Consider the following 13,915-nt stretch of genomic DNA (forward strand, 5'->3'; position numbering starts at 1 on the left):
GCGCGTGGATACTCTTGCTCTGGCCGCTGAGCGTGCCGTTGATGGCTATCGGGTTGGGGAAGGCCGATCAACGGACGATGTCAAATGTCACGGCCGTTTCTTTCCGCATACGATAAGCTGTCTTGATCGGTGTTTTCCGGTGTCGTCTGTCGGGTCTCCGCTCTCTTGCAGTCGCGGGCAACGTGAGCAGTGGTCGCGACAACGGCATCACTTCAAATGGGGGACTCGCGGTGGTCGTCGCCTGTCCGGTACGCTGCTGATGGATGGTCTTGTGATGTTCAGGCGCATTTTATGTATCGCGCTGGCGGTCTTCTCGCTGGCTCAGTGGTCGTCGGTTCTGGCGGTAGAGCGTCGGGTTGCGCTGGTGATCGGTAATGCAAAATACAAAGAGGCTCCGCTGATCAATCCGGTCAACGATGCGCGCGATATCGCTGCGGCCTTGCAGCGCACGGGTTTCGAAGTGATCATCGCGCTAGACGCCACGCAAAAGGAAATGAACCGCTCCATAGCGAAGTTCGGCGATCGCCTCACGCTGGATAGCGTCGCGTTGTTCTACTACGCCGGGCACGGCATGCAGGTGCGCGGCAAGAATTACCTGATTCCGATCGACGCAGAGATCAAGAGCGAATCCTCGGTGCGTGTCGAGTCGGTGGATGTCGATGGCGTTCTCGACCAGTTGAGTACCAGTGATCTGAACGTGGTGATCCTGGACGCCTGCCGCAACAATCCGTTCGAGCGGCGAGCCAACCGCAGCATGGGCGCTGCTGGTCTGGCGCAGATGGAGGCTCCCAAGGGCAGTCTGATCGCCTATGCGACGGCGCCGGGCCGGACAGCGGCCGACGGCGAAGGTCGCAACGGCTTGTACACCCAGGAACTTCTGAAGCAGATTCAGGTGCAGGGTCTGACCATCGAGCAGGTGTTCAAGAACGTGCGCAGGGAAGTGGCCAAGGCGACTCGCGATGGGCAGATTCCCTGGGAATCGTCGTCGATGACCGGTGACTTCTATTTCGTCCCAGGCTCTCGCCAGTCTGCGGTAAGCACCCCGCAGGCGGCCGGGCGCCCGCCCGAGAAAACCGCCGTGGCCAGTACCCCGGCGCAGGTGCAGGAGATGGCGCAGCCCGCCACGCGGTCAAGCCAGAATGGGGCGGAGGTCGCAAACCTGGCCCTGGTGACGACCAGCGCGTCGCCGCAGGTGCCACCGCCGCAAGCGCCTGTTCCGCAAGTCACCCCCCGCCCCGCCGTTCCGGCAGCGCCACCGGAGCCCGCAGCCACTCAAGTCAGGCCGGAAACGCTGGCTGCAGTTGCGTCGGCGCCAGTGCCGCCGCCGCCGCCCGAACCCGCTGCGGTCCTTGCCAAACCGGACCCGCTTGCCGAAGCTACGGAACGGGTAATCAAGACAGAAGCGTTCACCGCGACCGGCAAGCTGTCGCTTGATCGCTCGACGGGTGCGATGACCGGTGAAGGGGTCATCGAGTGGGCGAATGGCGACCGCTACGAGGGCAAGATGATTGCCGGCAGGAAGAACGGCAAAGGCATCTTCACTTGGGGTAACGGACAGCGTTACGATGGAGAGTGGGCCGATGACCTGATCAACGGCAAGGGCGTACTGCATTACACCAACGGCGACCGTTACGAAGGAACATTCAAGGATGGCGAGCCACACGGCACTGGAACCTATACGCTGCGTAACGGCGATTTCTATACCGGTGCCTGGGTCAACGGAAACCGACATGGCTTCGGTCGCCTGACCTGGACCACGGGCGACTACTGGGAAGGCGAGTTCCGTGACGGCAAGCAGACCGACAACGGGCGGATGAATTCCAGCACGGCGATGGCCGAGAAGATGGCCGACAAGTCCGCGGCAGCCGACAAGGGCGCCAAGAAGAAAGGGAAGTAAAGCGGAATAACATTGCGCCAGCCGGCGGCCGGAGGCGGTGTCGGGCGCATCAAGGCGCAATTGTCAGGATAATGCACCGATGCGCCGTCTCCTGAAAAACCACCTCCCCGATCGCGAAAGCATTCTCCGGAATCGCTGGCTGCGTCCTTTTCAGGTCGTATTGCTGCATCCCCGGCTATGGCACCTCAACCGCCACTCGGTCTCCGGCGCCGTGGCGGTCGGATTGTTTTGTGGGCTGATTCCGGGGCCGTTGCAAATGTTGGGGGCGGCGCTCGGTGCGCTGCTCTTGCGAGTCAACCTGCCGCTAGCCTTGCTCGTCACGCTCTACAGCAATCCATTCACGATCGTGCCGCTCTACCTGCTGGCGTACCAGATTGGCCGGCAGCTCACCGGCGATGACAGCGGCTTCATGTTGCCGCCAGAGTTCAGCGCCACAGCCGTTGCCGCCTGGGCTCAGGCCATGCAGGAGTGGATGCTCGAGGTTGCCGAACCGTTGGCGGTGGGTCTGGTCGCGCTCGCCTCCAGCCTTGCAGTCCTCGGCTACATGTTGACCAGGACAGCGTGGCGCCTCTACCTGATCAACGCCTGGCGACACCGCAAACCAGGATCTGAAAACTCGCGCTAACCGTGGCAGTGTCACCAGGTTGCCGCTACGCGCGGGCAAAAAGACGGGGTACGTGGTCGCCCTGCGCATCGCGGGGAGCGGCAGGGCGACCACTTACCCCACGCTCAATTGCCGATGTGCATCTGGTACCTGGCGCCGTTGGCGAACGAACACGTACCGGCACCCTGATAGGGGGTGTTCATCTGATACTCGCAAGACATGTACATGCCGCCCGGACTGAATGCGCTCGCGACGCCGCGTCTTTCATCGTTCGATACGCGCGTCGCTTCACCGCCGAGGACCTCACCCAGGTAGTTGACCACGAAACGCCCCTTGCCGGTCATCATGTTGGTGACGCTGCCGCTGACAATGCCGGTGTGGCTTGCCTGGTCGTTGGACGGGTACAGTTTGACCGGCAGCGTCGCCGGCGCGGTACTCGTGGCTGGCGGCGGCACCGCTATCGGCGTTCCCACCGGTGGCAAGGGGTAATGACTGTAATAAACCGTGCCGTCCGGCGCCGTCGCTGGTACCACATAGCACCCCGCGCTGCTGGCCACGGCCACAGCCAGCACGGCGATGTTCCGCCAGGTCATGGCATGTGTGCTGTTCGACATGGTGTTCTCCTTTCCTTGAGCGTTCGGATCTCATGGCGATCCCATCACCCAAGTATAGTTGAGTGCAATGGCCTGACGCGTCTAAATCGACTCAGGGGTGCGTGAGTTGCATGACGAAGGTCTTGATGCCGCGCAGCATCATCTCAATCGACATGGCGACCAGTACCAGGCCCATCAGCCGTTCGAGTGCGACCACGAAGCGATCGCCGGCGATTCTCTGGATGCGTTCGGCAAGCACCAGTATGATCGCGCTCACCGCCATGGTGATCGACAGTGCGCCAATCCATTCCGTGCGCCGGTCAGGTGCCTGCGAGACCAGCAGGAGCACGGTGGCCAGGGCCGAAGGCCCGGCAATGGCCGGAATGGCCAGTGGCACGATCAGCGGTTCCCCAGCGGCTTCGGGGGCATCGGCGCTTGGCGGGGGAAAGATCATGCGCAATGCGATCAGGAAGAGGATCACGCCACCACCGATCTGCAGCGACAACTCGCTCAGGTTCATCATCCGCAGGAAACCCTCGCCGACGAACATGAAGGTCAGCAGCAGCACGAAGGCAATCAGCACCTCGCGCAGGATCACCCACGGTCGGCGTTCCGGGGCCACGTGCCGGAGCGCGTTGGCGAAGATCGGTATATTGCCGATCGGGTCGGTGATCAGAATCAGCAGGATCGTCGCCGAAGCAAAGGTGTAGTTCATGGCCGCATGACTCCGCAAATGTCCCCGCTCCAGGCGGCCATGCATGGGCATGCGTTGCTCGAGTTGGGCGGGCCGGGTTTGCCAGTGACGCAAGAAGGGTTGCGTATCTGCGAAGAATAACAGGCCGGCCTGGGTTTGCCCAATCCGGCACCTCCTGCTGCCGTCGGCAGGAAGGGCTGGCGTTGGCACGACAAGCTCGTAGAATCGAGGCCGCTGACTTAGGGATCTCCAGACCATGTTCGAGGAAATCAATCACCTGGCGCTGATCGGCGGGCTGATGCAACAGATGTGCGTGTATCTGGTGATTGCCTATCTCCTGAGCAAGACACCGCTGTTCGCGCCGCTGATGCAGGTTACCGTCCGGTTGCCGGACAAACTGGTCTGCTATCTGGTTTTTTCCGGCTTCTGCATCATGGGCACCTATCTCGGTTTCCAGATCGAAGGCGCCATCGCCAATACCCGGGCCATCGGCGCGGTGCTCGGAGGCCTTCTCGGCGGACCCTTTGTCGGGCTCGCGGTCGGTCTGACCGGCGGCCTGCACCGCTACTCGCTCGGCGGCTTCACGGCATCTGCCTGTGCTGTGTCGACGACGATCGAGGGGCTGATCGGTGGCTGCCTGCATCTCTATTTATTGCGGCGTCACCGCGCGGACCGCTTGCTCAATCCGATGATCGCTCTCGGTACGACGCTCTGCGCCGAACTGATGCAGATGCTGATCATTCTGCTGATGGCTCGCCCCTTCGATCACGCGGCGCGCCTGGTTGCGCATATCATCCTGCCGATGACGCTGACCAACGCTTTTGGCGCGGCGCTGTTCATGCGCCTGATTCTCGACCGCCGCGCGACGCTGGAGAAGTACTCGATTGCCTTCTCGGCCAAAGCGCTGCGCATTGCCGAACGTTCCATCGGGGTGCTGGTGCAGGGTTTCAACGAAAGCAACTGCAGCCGCCTGGCGAAGATCATTCAGGAAGAAACGGGCGTCGGCGCGGTGGCAATCACCGATTGCGAGAAGCTGTTGGGTTTTGTCGGGGTGGGCGCGGATCACCACCTGCCGGGCACGGCGATTGCCTCGCCGCACAGCTTGCGCGCGATCCAGCACAATGAAGTCGTTTATGCCGATGGCGCCAGCGTGCCCTACTGTTGCTCTCTGGCCCGGGACTGCAAACTTGGCTCGTGCCTGGTCATCCCGTTGCGCGGTGAGGAGAATCAGGTGTTCGGAACGATCAAGCTGTATGAACCACGCACAAAATTCTTCTCCTCCCTGAATCGTACGCTTGGCGAGGGGATCGCCCGACTGCTCTCGAACCAGGTTCTGGCCGGGAAGGTCGAGGCGCAGAAGCGCCTGCTGGCGCAATCCGAAATCAAGCTGCTGCAGGCACAGATCAACCCGCACTTCCTGTTCAACGCGCTGAACACGCTGGCGGCGGTGATCCGGCGCGATCCGGAAGCCGCTCGACAACTCGTGCAATACCTGTCCACATTTTTCCGCAAGAGTCTCAAGCGGGTCGGCAATGACGCCACGCTCAAGGACGAGATCGAGCACGTCGATGCCTATCTGCACATTGAACTGGCGCGTTTCGCCGACCGTCTGAAGGTCGAATACGCCGTTCCCGACGATCTGCTGCAGTTGCGCCTGCCGGCTTTCTCGCTGCAGCCGATTGTCGAGAACGCCATCAAGTACGGGATTTCGCAGATGCTCGAACCAGGCAGGGTCATCATCAGCGCTCGTCGTGAAGAAGCCCTGCTGTGCATTCTGATCGAAGACAGTGCCGGGCTCTACCAACCCCTGCCCGGGGGTGACGGCTTGGGAATGAACCTTGTTGACCGACGGATCAAGCTTCGCTACGGCGACGCCTACGGCATCGAGGTGAGCTGCGAACCCGATTGCTGGACGCGGGTGCGCATTCGCCTGCCCGTAGAAGAGGAGCTTGCCGCATGCTGACCGCCCTGCTGATTGACGACGAGGTGCCCTCGCGTGAGGAACTGAAAGCCCTGCTGGCCACTGCCCGCGACATCGAGGTCGTCGGGGAATGCGCCAATGCCATCGAAGGCCTTGCCGCCATCCATCGTCTGCGTCCGGACGTGGTGTTCCTGGATATCCAGATGCCGCGCGTCAGCGGCCTGGAGATGGTCGGCATGATCGAGGCTTCGGCGCTGCCGCAGATCGTTTTCGTCACCGCTTTCGAAGCGCATGCCCTGCAGGCTTTCGAAGAGCATGCGGCCGACTATCTGCTCAAGCCGATCGACCCGCAACGCCTGGCCAGGACGCTCGACTGGCTGCGTTCGGGGGCGCGCCCCGCGTTGCGGGCTTTTCCGTTGGCGACGGGGATGCTGCGTCAGATCCCCTGCATGGGCCGCAATCGCATCCTGCTGCTCGCAGTCGATGAAGTGGAGTTCGTGCACACCGACCTTGCCGGGGTGCAGGTGGTTGGCGTGCAGCGACAGGGGGTGACCGAACTGAGCCTGAAGATCCTCCAGGAGCGCACGCCGCTGATCCGTTGCCACCGCCAGTACCTGATCAATCCCGAGCGCATCGCCGAGATCGAGTTGCTTGAGAACGGCGGTGCGGAAATCGTCACCGGCAGTGGCCGAAGGGTGCCGGTCAGTCGCCGGCATCTGCGCGAGATGAAGGATCGACTGCTGATTACCTGAGCAATTGCCGCCAGTCTTGGGGCGCGGAGAAGAGGGAAGTGAACCTTGACTGGCCTGTTCGGTCTGATTTCAATCAGTGCCGCTGACCGCGCACGGAACACCGCTCAGTCCCCGTGGCAACCGCTCGCCAGATAGCACGCACCGAGACGAAAAAGCCGACTAGATTTCGGGGCGCACCACTACCGGAGCGGTGATGTCATCACGCATCTCCTGCAAGTGCCTGGTCGTTCGGCGGGTTCTCCGACCTGGACGGCCGGTTTTTCGAGACGGCCGCAACGACTTCGCGAGCAGCCGCGGCAGGCCGACAAAACACAACTCACTTGAGGAGTGGCCGTGAATATCATTTCCAAACATGCCATCTGGTGGCTCTTGACGGTGGTCGGGGCATTTTCGCTCGGCACCGTGGCCCTATCGCGGGGCGAGACGATCAATGCCTTGTGGATCGTCACTGCGGCAATCTCGATCTATCTGGTGGCCTACCGCTACTACAGCCTGTACATCGCCGACACGGTCATGCAGCTCGACCCGACGCGCGCGACCCCGGCCGTCCGCCACAACGACGGCCTCGACTACGTTCCGACCAACAAGTACATCCTGTTCGGCCACCACTTTGCCGCGATTGCCGGCGCCGGACCGCTGGTCGGGCCGGTACTCGCGGCGCAGATGGGTTACCTGCCGGGAACGCTGTGGATCATCGTCGGCGTCGTGCTGGCCGGTGCGGTACAGGATTTCATGGTGCTGTTTGTCTCGACGCGCCGTGACGGACGTTCGCTCGGCGACCTGATCAAGACCGAATTGGGCCTGGTGCCGGGGATCATTGCCCTCTTCGGGGCGTTCATGATCATGGTCATCATTCTTGCGGTCCTGGCATTGATCGTGGTCAAGGCGCTGGCCGACAGTCCGTGGGGAACCTTCACCGTCGCGGCGACGATCCCCATCGCGATGTTCATGGGCGTCTATAACCGCTTCATCCGCCCCGGACGGGTCGGCGAAATATCGCTCGTCGGCTTCGTGCTGTTGATCGCGGCGATTGTCGTTGGTGGGCAGGTCGCCGAGAGCGCGACCTGGGCACCGCTGTTCACCTTCAACCCCAAACAGCTGACCTGGATGCTGATCGGTTACGGTTTCGTCGCCTCGGTGTTGCCGGTGTGGCTGCTGCTGGCACCGCGCGATTACCTGTCGACCTTTCTCAAGATCGGCACCATCGTCGGTCTGGCCCTGGCGATGGTCTTTGTCGCCCCGAACCTGCGCATGCCGGCGGTCACGCAGTTCATCGACGGTACCGGTCCGGCCTGGTCGGGCAGCCTGTTCCCGTTCATCTTCATCACCATTGCCTGCGGTGCGGTCTCGGGTTTTCATGCGCTGATCTCTTCGGGAACGACGCCCAAGCTGCTCGACAACGAGAAGAACGCGCGCATGATCGGCTATGGCGGCATGCTGATGGAGTCGTTCGTGGCAATCATGGCCATCGTCGCCGCTTCGGTCATCGATCCGGGTGTCTACTTCGCAATGAACAGCCCGCCGGCGATCATCGGCAAGACCGTCGAAGGCGCCGCCCAGGTCATCTCGCAGTGGGGTTTCGTGATTACCCCGGAGGTGCTGGTGCAGACCGCCAGGGATGTCGGCGAGAACAGCATCCTCTCGCGCGCCGGTGGGGCGCCAACGCTGGCCGTGGGCATGGCCCAGATCTTCTCGCAGGTCATCGGCGGGCAGACGATGATGGCTTTCTGGTATCACTTTGCGATCCTCTTCGAGGCACTGTTCATCCTCACCGCCTGCGATGCCGGAACGCGTGCCGGACGCTTCATGCTGCAGGATCTGCTGGGAACCTTCGTGCCGTCGTTCAGGCAGACCAACTCCTGGCCGGCCAACCTGACGGCGACCGGTCTCTGCGTCGCTGCCTGGGGCTACATCCTCTATCAGGGCGTGGTCGATCCGCTCGGCGGCATCAACAGTCTGTGGCCGCTGTTCGGCATTTCCAACCAGATGCTTGCCGGTGTGGCGCTGATGCTGTGCACGGTCGTGCTGTTCAAGATGAAACGCCAGCAATACGCCTGGGTGACGATCGTACCGGCGTGCTGGCTGTTGATCTGCACGCTGACCGCGGGCTGGGAAAAGGTCTTCAACGCCAACCCCAAGATCGGTTTCCTGGCGCTGGCCAACAGGTTCCAGGCAGCCATCGACAAGGGAGAGGTCCTGGCTCCGGCCAAGAGCGTCGAACAGATGCAGCAGATCGTTTTCAACAACTATCTGGATGCCGTCCTGGCGATGTTCTTCATCTTCGTGGTGGTCAGCATCCTGTTCTACACCATCGTCGCCTGTGTGAAGGCCTGGCACGAGGGCAAGCCGACCAGTTGTGAACTGCCGTACGAAGCCATGCCGACGGCCAGGGCGTGATCCCTTGTTCAAGGATCTGACCCAGTTCGGCAAGTATCTCGGGCAGGCCGCCAGGCTGATGGTCGGCCTGCCCGACTACGACACCTACGTCGCCCACATGCGCGCTACGCATCCCGAGTTGCCGGTGATGAACGAAGTCGAGTTTTTCCGCAACCGTCAGGAAGCACGTTACGGATCGGGACGTTCGGGCGGCTGCTGTTGACCGGCCACCGGACCGGCCGGCGCGCAGCGAGGAAGGGCGCGTCGGTCAGGATGGCCCTTCTTCGCCCTGTGGAACGTTCATGACCCCGACAGCCGGCGCACCGCTCCCCGTTACCCTGCTTTCCGGCTTCCTTGGTGCCGGCAAGACCACCGTGCTCAACCAACTGCTCAATCACGCCGACGGTCTGCGTTTCGCCGTCGTCGAAAACGAATTCGGTGCGGTCAACATCGATAGTCAGCTCATTTCGCGCAACAGTGGCGGCATCATCGAGTTGAGCAACGGCTGCGTCTGCTGCACGGTCAATGCCGATCTGGTGCGTGCGTTGCAGGATCTCGCCGCTCGACGCGCGGCCGGCGAACTGACGTTCGACTGGATCATCATCGAAACCACCGGCCTGGCCGATCCCGGTGCCGTGGCCCAGACCTTCTTTGCCGCGCCTGAGCTGCGAACCGGTTTCATGCTCGACGGCATCGTCGTTGTCGTCGACGCCCTGCACGCGCAACAGCAACTCGATGAACACCGCGTCGTGCAGCGTCAGGTGGGTTTCGCGGACCGCTTGCTGCTGGCCAAATGCGATCTCGTCGATGCCGAAGCGATCGTCGATCTGTCCGCACGCCTCGGCCGCATCAATCCGCGCGCGTCGCAGCAGTCGCTGGTGCGCGGGCGCGCCGCTCCCGGATCTTTACTGGGCATCGGCGGCTTCAACCTCGATGCCACGCTGCTGGCGCCCGACGCGCCACCCATTGCCCGCTTCCTGCCACTGCCGGGCGCGACCGGCGCTACGCGCTGGTCGCGCCGGCCGGCGGCCCACCACGACGAAATCACTGCGTTCGTGCTTGACGCCGGGGAGGTGGATCTCGATCGCATCGGTGCCTTCGTGCAATCGCTGATCGACGAGTCGACGGAATTCAAGAAACTCGGCATGGAACTGCTGCGCTACAAAGGCATCCTGGCGATCGCCGACGACGACCGGAAACTGATCTTCCAGGGTGTCCAGCGCGTCGTCGGCTTCGATTACGGCGACCTTTGGGAGCCGCAGGAGGAACGCCGTTCAAGAATTGTCCTGATTGGCAAAAATCTCCCCGAAATGCCGCTGCGCGAAGCCTTTCAGAACTGCCTGCAAGCTTCTTTGTGATGGTTTCGTGACGGTTGGCACGAGATGATGGTAAATTAGTTCATGCTTATACATTGTCGGAGGTCCACATGAAGGTTTTCGCAGCAGTCATGGTTTCCCTGTCGCTTGCTTCCGCCGTTCAGCTGACGTGGGCGCAGGAGGAAGCGGCCTTGCTTGCCGACACGCGCAAGACCGCGCTGCCGGTGCTGCCCAAGGTTGTCCAGGCGATGCAGACTGCAGTCAGCGAACAAGGTCCGGTCGGTGCCATTTCCGTCTGCAAGGAGAAGGCGCCACAACTGCTGCAGGACATGCGTCGGCAGACGGGCTGGAATATTCGCCGCGTCAGCCTGAAGACACGCAATCCAGCGACCGGCACGCCCGATGCTTGGGAAACGCGCCAACTCGCTGGCTTCAACATTCAGGTCGCCAATGGCGCCAAGCCCGAGCAGCTCGAGGTTGGCGAGGTGGTCACCGCCCCTGATGGCAAGCGTAGCTATCGCTACATGAAAGCCTTGCCGGTAGTCGAGGTCTGCCTGAGCTGCCACGGTGCCGTAGATTCGCTGTCGGCTGATCTCAAGACTGCCCTGGCCAGAGACTACCCGCATGATCGTGCAACGGGTTATGCCACCGGGCAGGTACGCGGCGCGTTGTCGGTCATTCGGCCACTTTGAGCTGGTTTGCGCCGGATTGAGACGCAAGCGCTTCGCGCATACACCCCTTCGACGAGCGCAGACTGGCACAATGGCAACTGCATCCGAAAGAGCAGTTGCAACGGCGACATCTGGCGCGGGGATGCTCGAACAGGGGCAGGGAATATGGGCAAGTGGAGTGCGCGCGTGGCGCGTGCGGTGGCGGGCCTCAGGCTTGGCAAATCTGGCCGCGAACACGCCGGAGGGAGGTCGGTGAATCCCGCGGCGGCAAGTCATGTCGTCGAGTGCGGTTCGGCGACCGATATCGGCCTGGTGCGAAACAGCAATCAGGACGCGGTGGTTTTCATGGTCCCGAGCGATCCTGCGCAAAGGCTGCGTCGCGGGGTGCTGGCGGTGGTGGCGGATGGCATGGGCGGGCACAACGCCGGTGAAGTGGCGAGTGGGCTGGCGATCGAGACGATTTGCCGCAGCTATTATGCAACGCCGGGTGACGACCCCCGGCGCGCGCTGGAAGTGGCGTTGCGCGAGGCGAATGACGCGGTTTTTCGTGCCGCGCAGGCCGATGCCGCGCTGGACGGCATGGGCACGACGGCGACGGCCTTGGTCCTGGTCGGCGGCAGCGGGTGGTTTGCGCATGTCGGTGACAGCCGCCTCTACCGTTGCTCGGCCGGGCAGTGCGTGCAATTGACGCAGGATCAGACGCTGGTGGCGGAGTTGGTGAAGAACAAGTTGCTCAGTGCTGAACAGGCGCGTCATCATCCTGCACGCAATGTGCTGGTGTCGTCCCTGGGCACGCAGCCCGACCTGCGGGTGGTGGCCGAGCGCTGCGCGCCGCTCTTGTCCGGCGACTGCTTCGTGTTGTGCTCCGACGGGCTGTGGGAGAGTGTCGAGCCGGGTGACATCGCCGAAATTGTGACTTCCCGGGGGGTCGAAGAGGCCTGTCGGGAGTTGGTGGCGCTGGCCCTTGAACGCGACGGCCACGACAATGTTTCCGTGGTGGTTCTTGCCCTGCGGCCAGCGGAGCCCACGCCACAGGCCGCGGCGCCGCACCCCGCCGCCGAGCACGGCGAATGACCCTCGCTCAGCGTCCGGGGGTCGGCGGCGCGAACGGCGAGAGGCATTCGCCTTGCGCGTCGATGGGATAACGGGGGTCGTCCTCGCCGGCGGGCTCGGCCGGCGCATGGGTGGGCTCGACAAAGGTCTGCAGGAGCTCGGCGGGCGACCGATGATTGCCTGGGTGATCGAACGGCTCGGTCCGCAGGTCGACGAACTGCTGATCAACGCCAACCAGAATGGCGAGCGCTACAGCGCTTTTGGCCATCGAGTCGTGCCCGATCAGGTCGCTGACTTCGCCGGGCCGCTGGCCGGTCTGCACGCCGCGATGTCGGTGGCCCGGCACCCTTTGGTCGTCACGGCTCCCTGCGATTCACCCTTTCTTCCAGCCGACCTGGTGGCGCGCCTGCAACAGGCCTTGACCGCGAGAGGTGCTTCCCTCGCGGTGGTACGCACCGGTGCGCAGCCGCAACCGGTGTTTTCCCTGTGCCGACGCGAACTCCTGCCGTCGCTGGGCGACTATCTCGGCAAGGGCGGGCGCAAGGTCGCGCGCTGGCACGATACGCTGACGGTGGTCGAGGTCGCATTTGATGACCAGGCGGCAGCTTTCGAGAACATCAACACCTGTGCGGATCTGCAGCGTCTGGCGACGGACCCGGTGCGCACGCCGTAGGGGCGGGCGCGTACCCGGCAAGGCTGCCCATCCGGCAACCTGGTCAACGGGTTCAGATCACTTTCTGCGTGCGCAACCGGGCAATTTCTTCCGTGCTGAACCCGGCCTCGAGAAGGATTTCCTCGCTGTGCTCGCCGGCGGCCGGTGGCGGCAGGCGGGTTTCGAAAGGCAGTTCGCTGATCTTGAACGGTGGCGCGAATTGTTTGACTCCGGCCACCTCGACGATCATCGCGCGCGCGCGCAGTTGCTCGTTCTCCAGACTTTCCTCGAAACGCAGCACCGGTGAGACGCAGCAGTCGACGCGCTCGAAGACCGCCGTCCAGTCGGCGAAACTGCGTTCGGCGAAGGCCGCTGCGAGTTCGCCACGGATGCGCAGACCCTCCGCGCCGGTGGCGAAGGCGAAGGGCTTGAGGTCGGGACGATCGATGGCCGAACACAGCATCTGCCAGAACTTCGGCTCCATCGCGCTGACGGCCAAATGGCGCCCGTCGCTGGTGGCATAGACGCCGTAGCTGGGCATGCCGCCGGAGAGGACATCTTCGCCGCGCGGCAGTGCCTGCCCCAGGCCCATTACGGCGAGCAACGGAAAGATCGTATGCGCGAAAACGGCATCGGTCATCGCCACGTCGACATAGCGCCCACGACCTGTGGCGCGCGCATCGACCACCGCGGCGAGCAGGCCGACCAGCGCACTCAGTGAGCCGCCGAGCAGGTCGCCGATCTGAAAGTTCGGGATCGCCGGCGCGCTGCCGGCGACGCCAATCTGGTCGAGCAGGCCACAGTAGCCGAGATAGTTCAGGTCGTGTCCGGCGCGGTCCCGATAGGGTCCATCCTGACCGTAGCCGGTGATCGCACAGTACACGATGCGTTCATTGAGCGCGGCCACGCTCGCGTAGCCGATGCCGAGCTTGTCCACCACGCCGGGTCGAAACCCCTCAAGAATCACGTCAGCGGTGGCGGCAAGGCGCATGAAGGCCTCGACGCCGGCCGCCTGCTTGAGGTCGAGACTGAGGCTGCGCTTGTTGCGGTTGACGAGCTGGAAATAACTGATGTCGCCGTGCACGGCGCCGGCGCTGCGCGCGTAGTCGCCGGCGCCGGTATCTTCGATCTTGATCACGTCAGCACCAAGGTCGGCGAGGTGCATGCTGGCCAGGGGCCCCGGCAACAGCCGCGTCAGATCGAGGACGCGGAGGCCGGCGAGAGGGGGAGAACGCATGGTGATTGCTTTCGGGATGGTGGATGGCGGGCCGGGCGGCCGGCGCAGAACGCCGGCCCAGCCGGCATGGCGTTTGTCGCTGTGGGTGCGGCCGCTATATTGTCTATAATCTGGCCACTGGTCTACTCGGCGAGACGATGCCGGGATAC

13 protein-coding genes are annotated in these 13,915 nt (G+C 63.2%); 10 read left to right on the forward strand and 3 right to left on the reverse strand.

Annotated elements, in window-relative coordinates; all coding sequences use genetic code 11:
- Positions 1–274 precede the first annotated feature (274 nt).
- Positions 275–1,897 (forward strand): caspase family protein, encoded by a 1,623-nt coding sequence (locus AC15MQ_RS10955; RefSeq protein WP_483080134.1) that lies wholly within the window; start codon positions 275–277, stop codon positions 1,895–1,897.
- A 79-nt stretch (positions 1,898–1,976) separates the two neighbouring features.
- On the forward strand, positions 1,977–2,522 hold the full coding sequence (locus tag AC15MQ_RS10960) for a DUF2062 domain-containing protein (RefSeq protein WP_483080135.1): 546 nt from the start codon (positions 1,977–1,979) through the stop codon (positions 2,520–2,522).
- Between the two features lie 104 nt (positions 2,523–2,626).
- Here AC15MQ_RS10960 and AC15MQ_RS10965 read toward each other — a convergent pair whose 3' ends face one another.
- Complete coding sequence (locus tag AC15MQ_RS10965) at positions 2,627–3,115, reverse strand: hypothetical protein (RefSeq protein ID WP_287666345.1); 489 nt, start codon at positions 3,113–3,115, stop codon at positions 2,627–2,629.
- Positions 3,116–3,206: 91 nt separating this feature from the next.
- Positions 3,207–3,809, reverse strand: a complete 603-nt coding sequence (locus AC15MQ_RS10970) for a MarC family protein (RefSeq protein WP_287655598.1) — start codon at positions 3,807–3,809, stop codon at positions 3,207–3,209.
- 235 nt (positions 3,810–4,044) lie between these two features.
- Between AC15MQ_RS10970 and AC15MQ_RS10975 the strand changes: the two genes are divergently transcribed.
- From AC15MQ_RS10975 to mobA, 8 genes are all read left to right on the forward strand, one after another.
- Positions 4,045–5,751: a sensor histidine kinase gene (locus AC15MQ_RS10975; protein WP_332335380.1), complete on the forward strand. Its 1,707-nt coding sequence runs from the start codon at positions 4,045–4,047 to the stop codon at positions 5,749–5,751.
- On the forward strand, positions 5,745–6,461 hold the full coding sequence (gene btsR / locus AC15MQ_RS10980; protein WP_287655596.1) for a two-component system response regulator BtsR: 717 nt from the start codon (positions 5,745–5,747) through the stop codon (positions 6,459–6,461). The genes AC15MQ_RS10975 and btsR overlap by 7 nt, the downstream gene beginning before the upstream one ends.
- Positions 6,462–6,794: 333 nt before the next feature.
- Positions 6,795–8,858 carry a carbon starvation CstA family protein gene (locus tag AC15MQ_RS10985; RefSeq protein WP_332335381.1) on the forward strand — a complete coding sequence of 688 codons (2,064 nt, stop codon included), beginning with the start codon at positions 6,795–6,797 and terminating at the stop codon, positions 8,856–8,858.
- A gap of 4 nt (positions 8,859–8,862) precedes the next feature.
- Positions 8,863–9,060, forward strand: coding sequence for a YbdD/YjiX family protein (locus tag AC15MQ_RS10990; RefSeq protein ID WP_332335382.1), 198 nt, complete (start codon positions 8,863–8,865; stop codon positions 9,058–9,060).
- A gap of 79 nt (positions 9,061–9,139) precedes the next feature.
- Positions 9,140–10,195 carry a CobW family GTP-binding protein gene (locus tag AC15MQ_RS10995; protein WP_287655592.1) on the forward strand — a complete coding sequence of 352 codons (1,056 nt, stop codon included), beginning with the start codon at positions 9,140–9,142 and terminating at the stop codon, positions 10,193–10,195.
- Between the two features lie 68 nt (positions 10,196–10,263).
- Entirely contained in the window at positions 10,264–10,845 is a 582-nt protein-coding gene (locus AC15MQ_RS11000; RefSeq protein WP_287655590.1) for a Tll0287-like domain-containing protein, read from the forward strand.
- A 144-nt stretch (positions 10,846–10,989) separates the two neighbouring features.
- Positions 10,990–11,898 (forward strand): protein phosphatase 2C domain-containing protein, encoded by a 909-nt coding sequence (locus tag AC15MQ_RS11005; RefSeq protein ID WP_287655589.1) that lies wholly within the window; start codon positions 10,990–10,992, stop codon positions 11,896–11,898.
- Between the two features lie 52 nt (positions 11,899–11,950).
- Positions 11,951–12,550, forward strand: coding sequence for a molybdenum cofactor guanylyltransferase MobA (mobA, locus tag AC15MQ_RS11010; protein ID WP_483080136.1), 600 nt, complete (start codon positions 11,951–11,953; stop codon positions 12,548–12,550).
- 52 nt (positions 12,551–12,602) lie between these two features.
- Here the strand turns inward: mobA and AC15MQ_RS11015 are convergent, their stop codons facing one another.
- On the reverse strand, positions 12,603–13,766 hold the full coding sequence (locus tag AC15MQ_RS11015; RefSeq protein ID WP_287655572.1) for a CaiB/BaiF CoA transferase family protein: 1,164 nt from the start codon (positions 13,764–13,766) through the stop codon (positions 12,603–12,605).
- Between the last annotated feature and the right edge of the window lie 149 nt (positions 13,767–13,915).

This window comes from Candidatus Accumulibacter propinquus (assembly GCF_056856495.1).

Coding starts and splice junctions, on each gene's coding strand:
- AC15MQ_RS10955 (WP_483080134.1), top strand. CDS start 275: ATGTTCAGGCGCATTTTATGTATCGCGCTGGCGGTCTTCTCGCTGGCT.
- AC15MQ_RS10960 (WP_483080135.1), top strand. CDS start 1,977: ATGCGCCGTCTCCTGAAAAACCACCTCCCCGATCGCGAAAGCATTCTC.
- AC15MQ_RS10965 (WP_287666345.1), bottom strand. CDS start 3,115: ATGTCGAACAGCACACATGCCATGACCTGGCGGAACATCGCCGTGCTG.
- AC15MQ_RS10970 (WP_287655598.1), bottom strand. CDS start 3,809: ATGAACTACACCTTTGCTTCGGCGACGATCCTGCTGATTCTGATCACC.
- AC15MQ_RS10975 (WP_332335380.1), top strand. CDS start 4,045: ATGTTCGAGGAAATCAATCACCTGGCGCTGATCGGCGGGCTGATGCAA.
- btsR (WP_287655596.1), top strand. CDS start 5,745: ATGCTGACCGCCCTGCTGATTGACGACGAGGTGCCCTCGCGTGAGGAA.
- AC15MQ_RS10995 (WP_287655592.1), top strand. CDS start 9,140: ATGACCCCGACAGCCGGCGCACCGCTCCCCGTTACCCTGCTTTCCGGC.
- AC15MQ_RS11000 (WP_287655590.1), top strand. CDS start 10,264: ATGAAGGTTTTCGCAGCAGTCATGGTTTCCCTGTCGCTTGCTTCCGCC.
- AC15MQ_RS11005 (WP_287655589.1), top strand. CDS start 10,990: ATGGGCAAGTGGAGTGCGCGCGTGGCGCGTGCGGTGGCGGGCCTCAGG.
- AC15MQ_RS11015 (WP_287655572.1), bottom strand. CDS start 13,766: ATGCGTTCTCCCCCTCTCGCCGGCCTCCGCGTCCTCGATCTGACGCGG.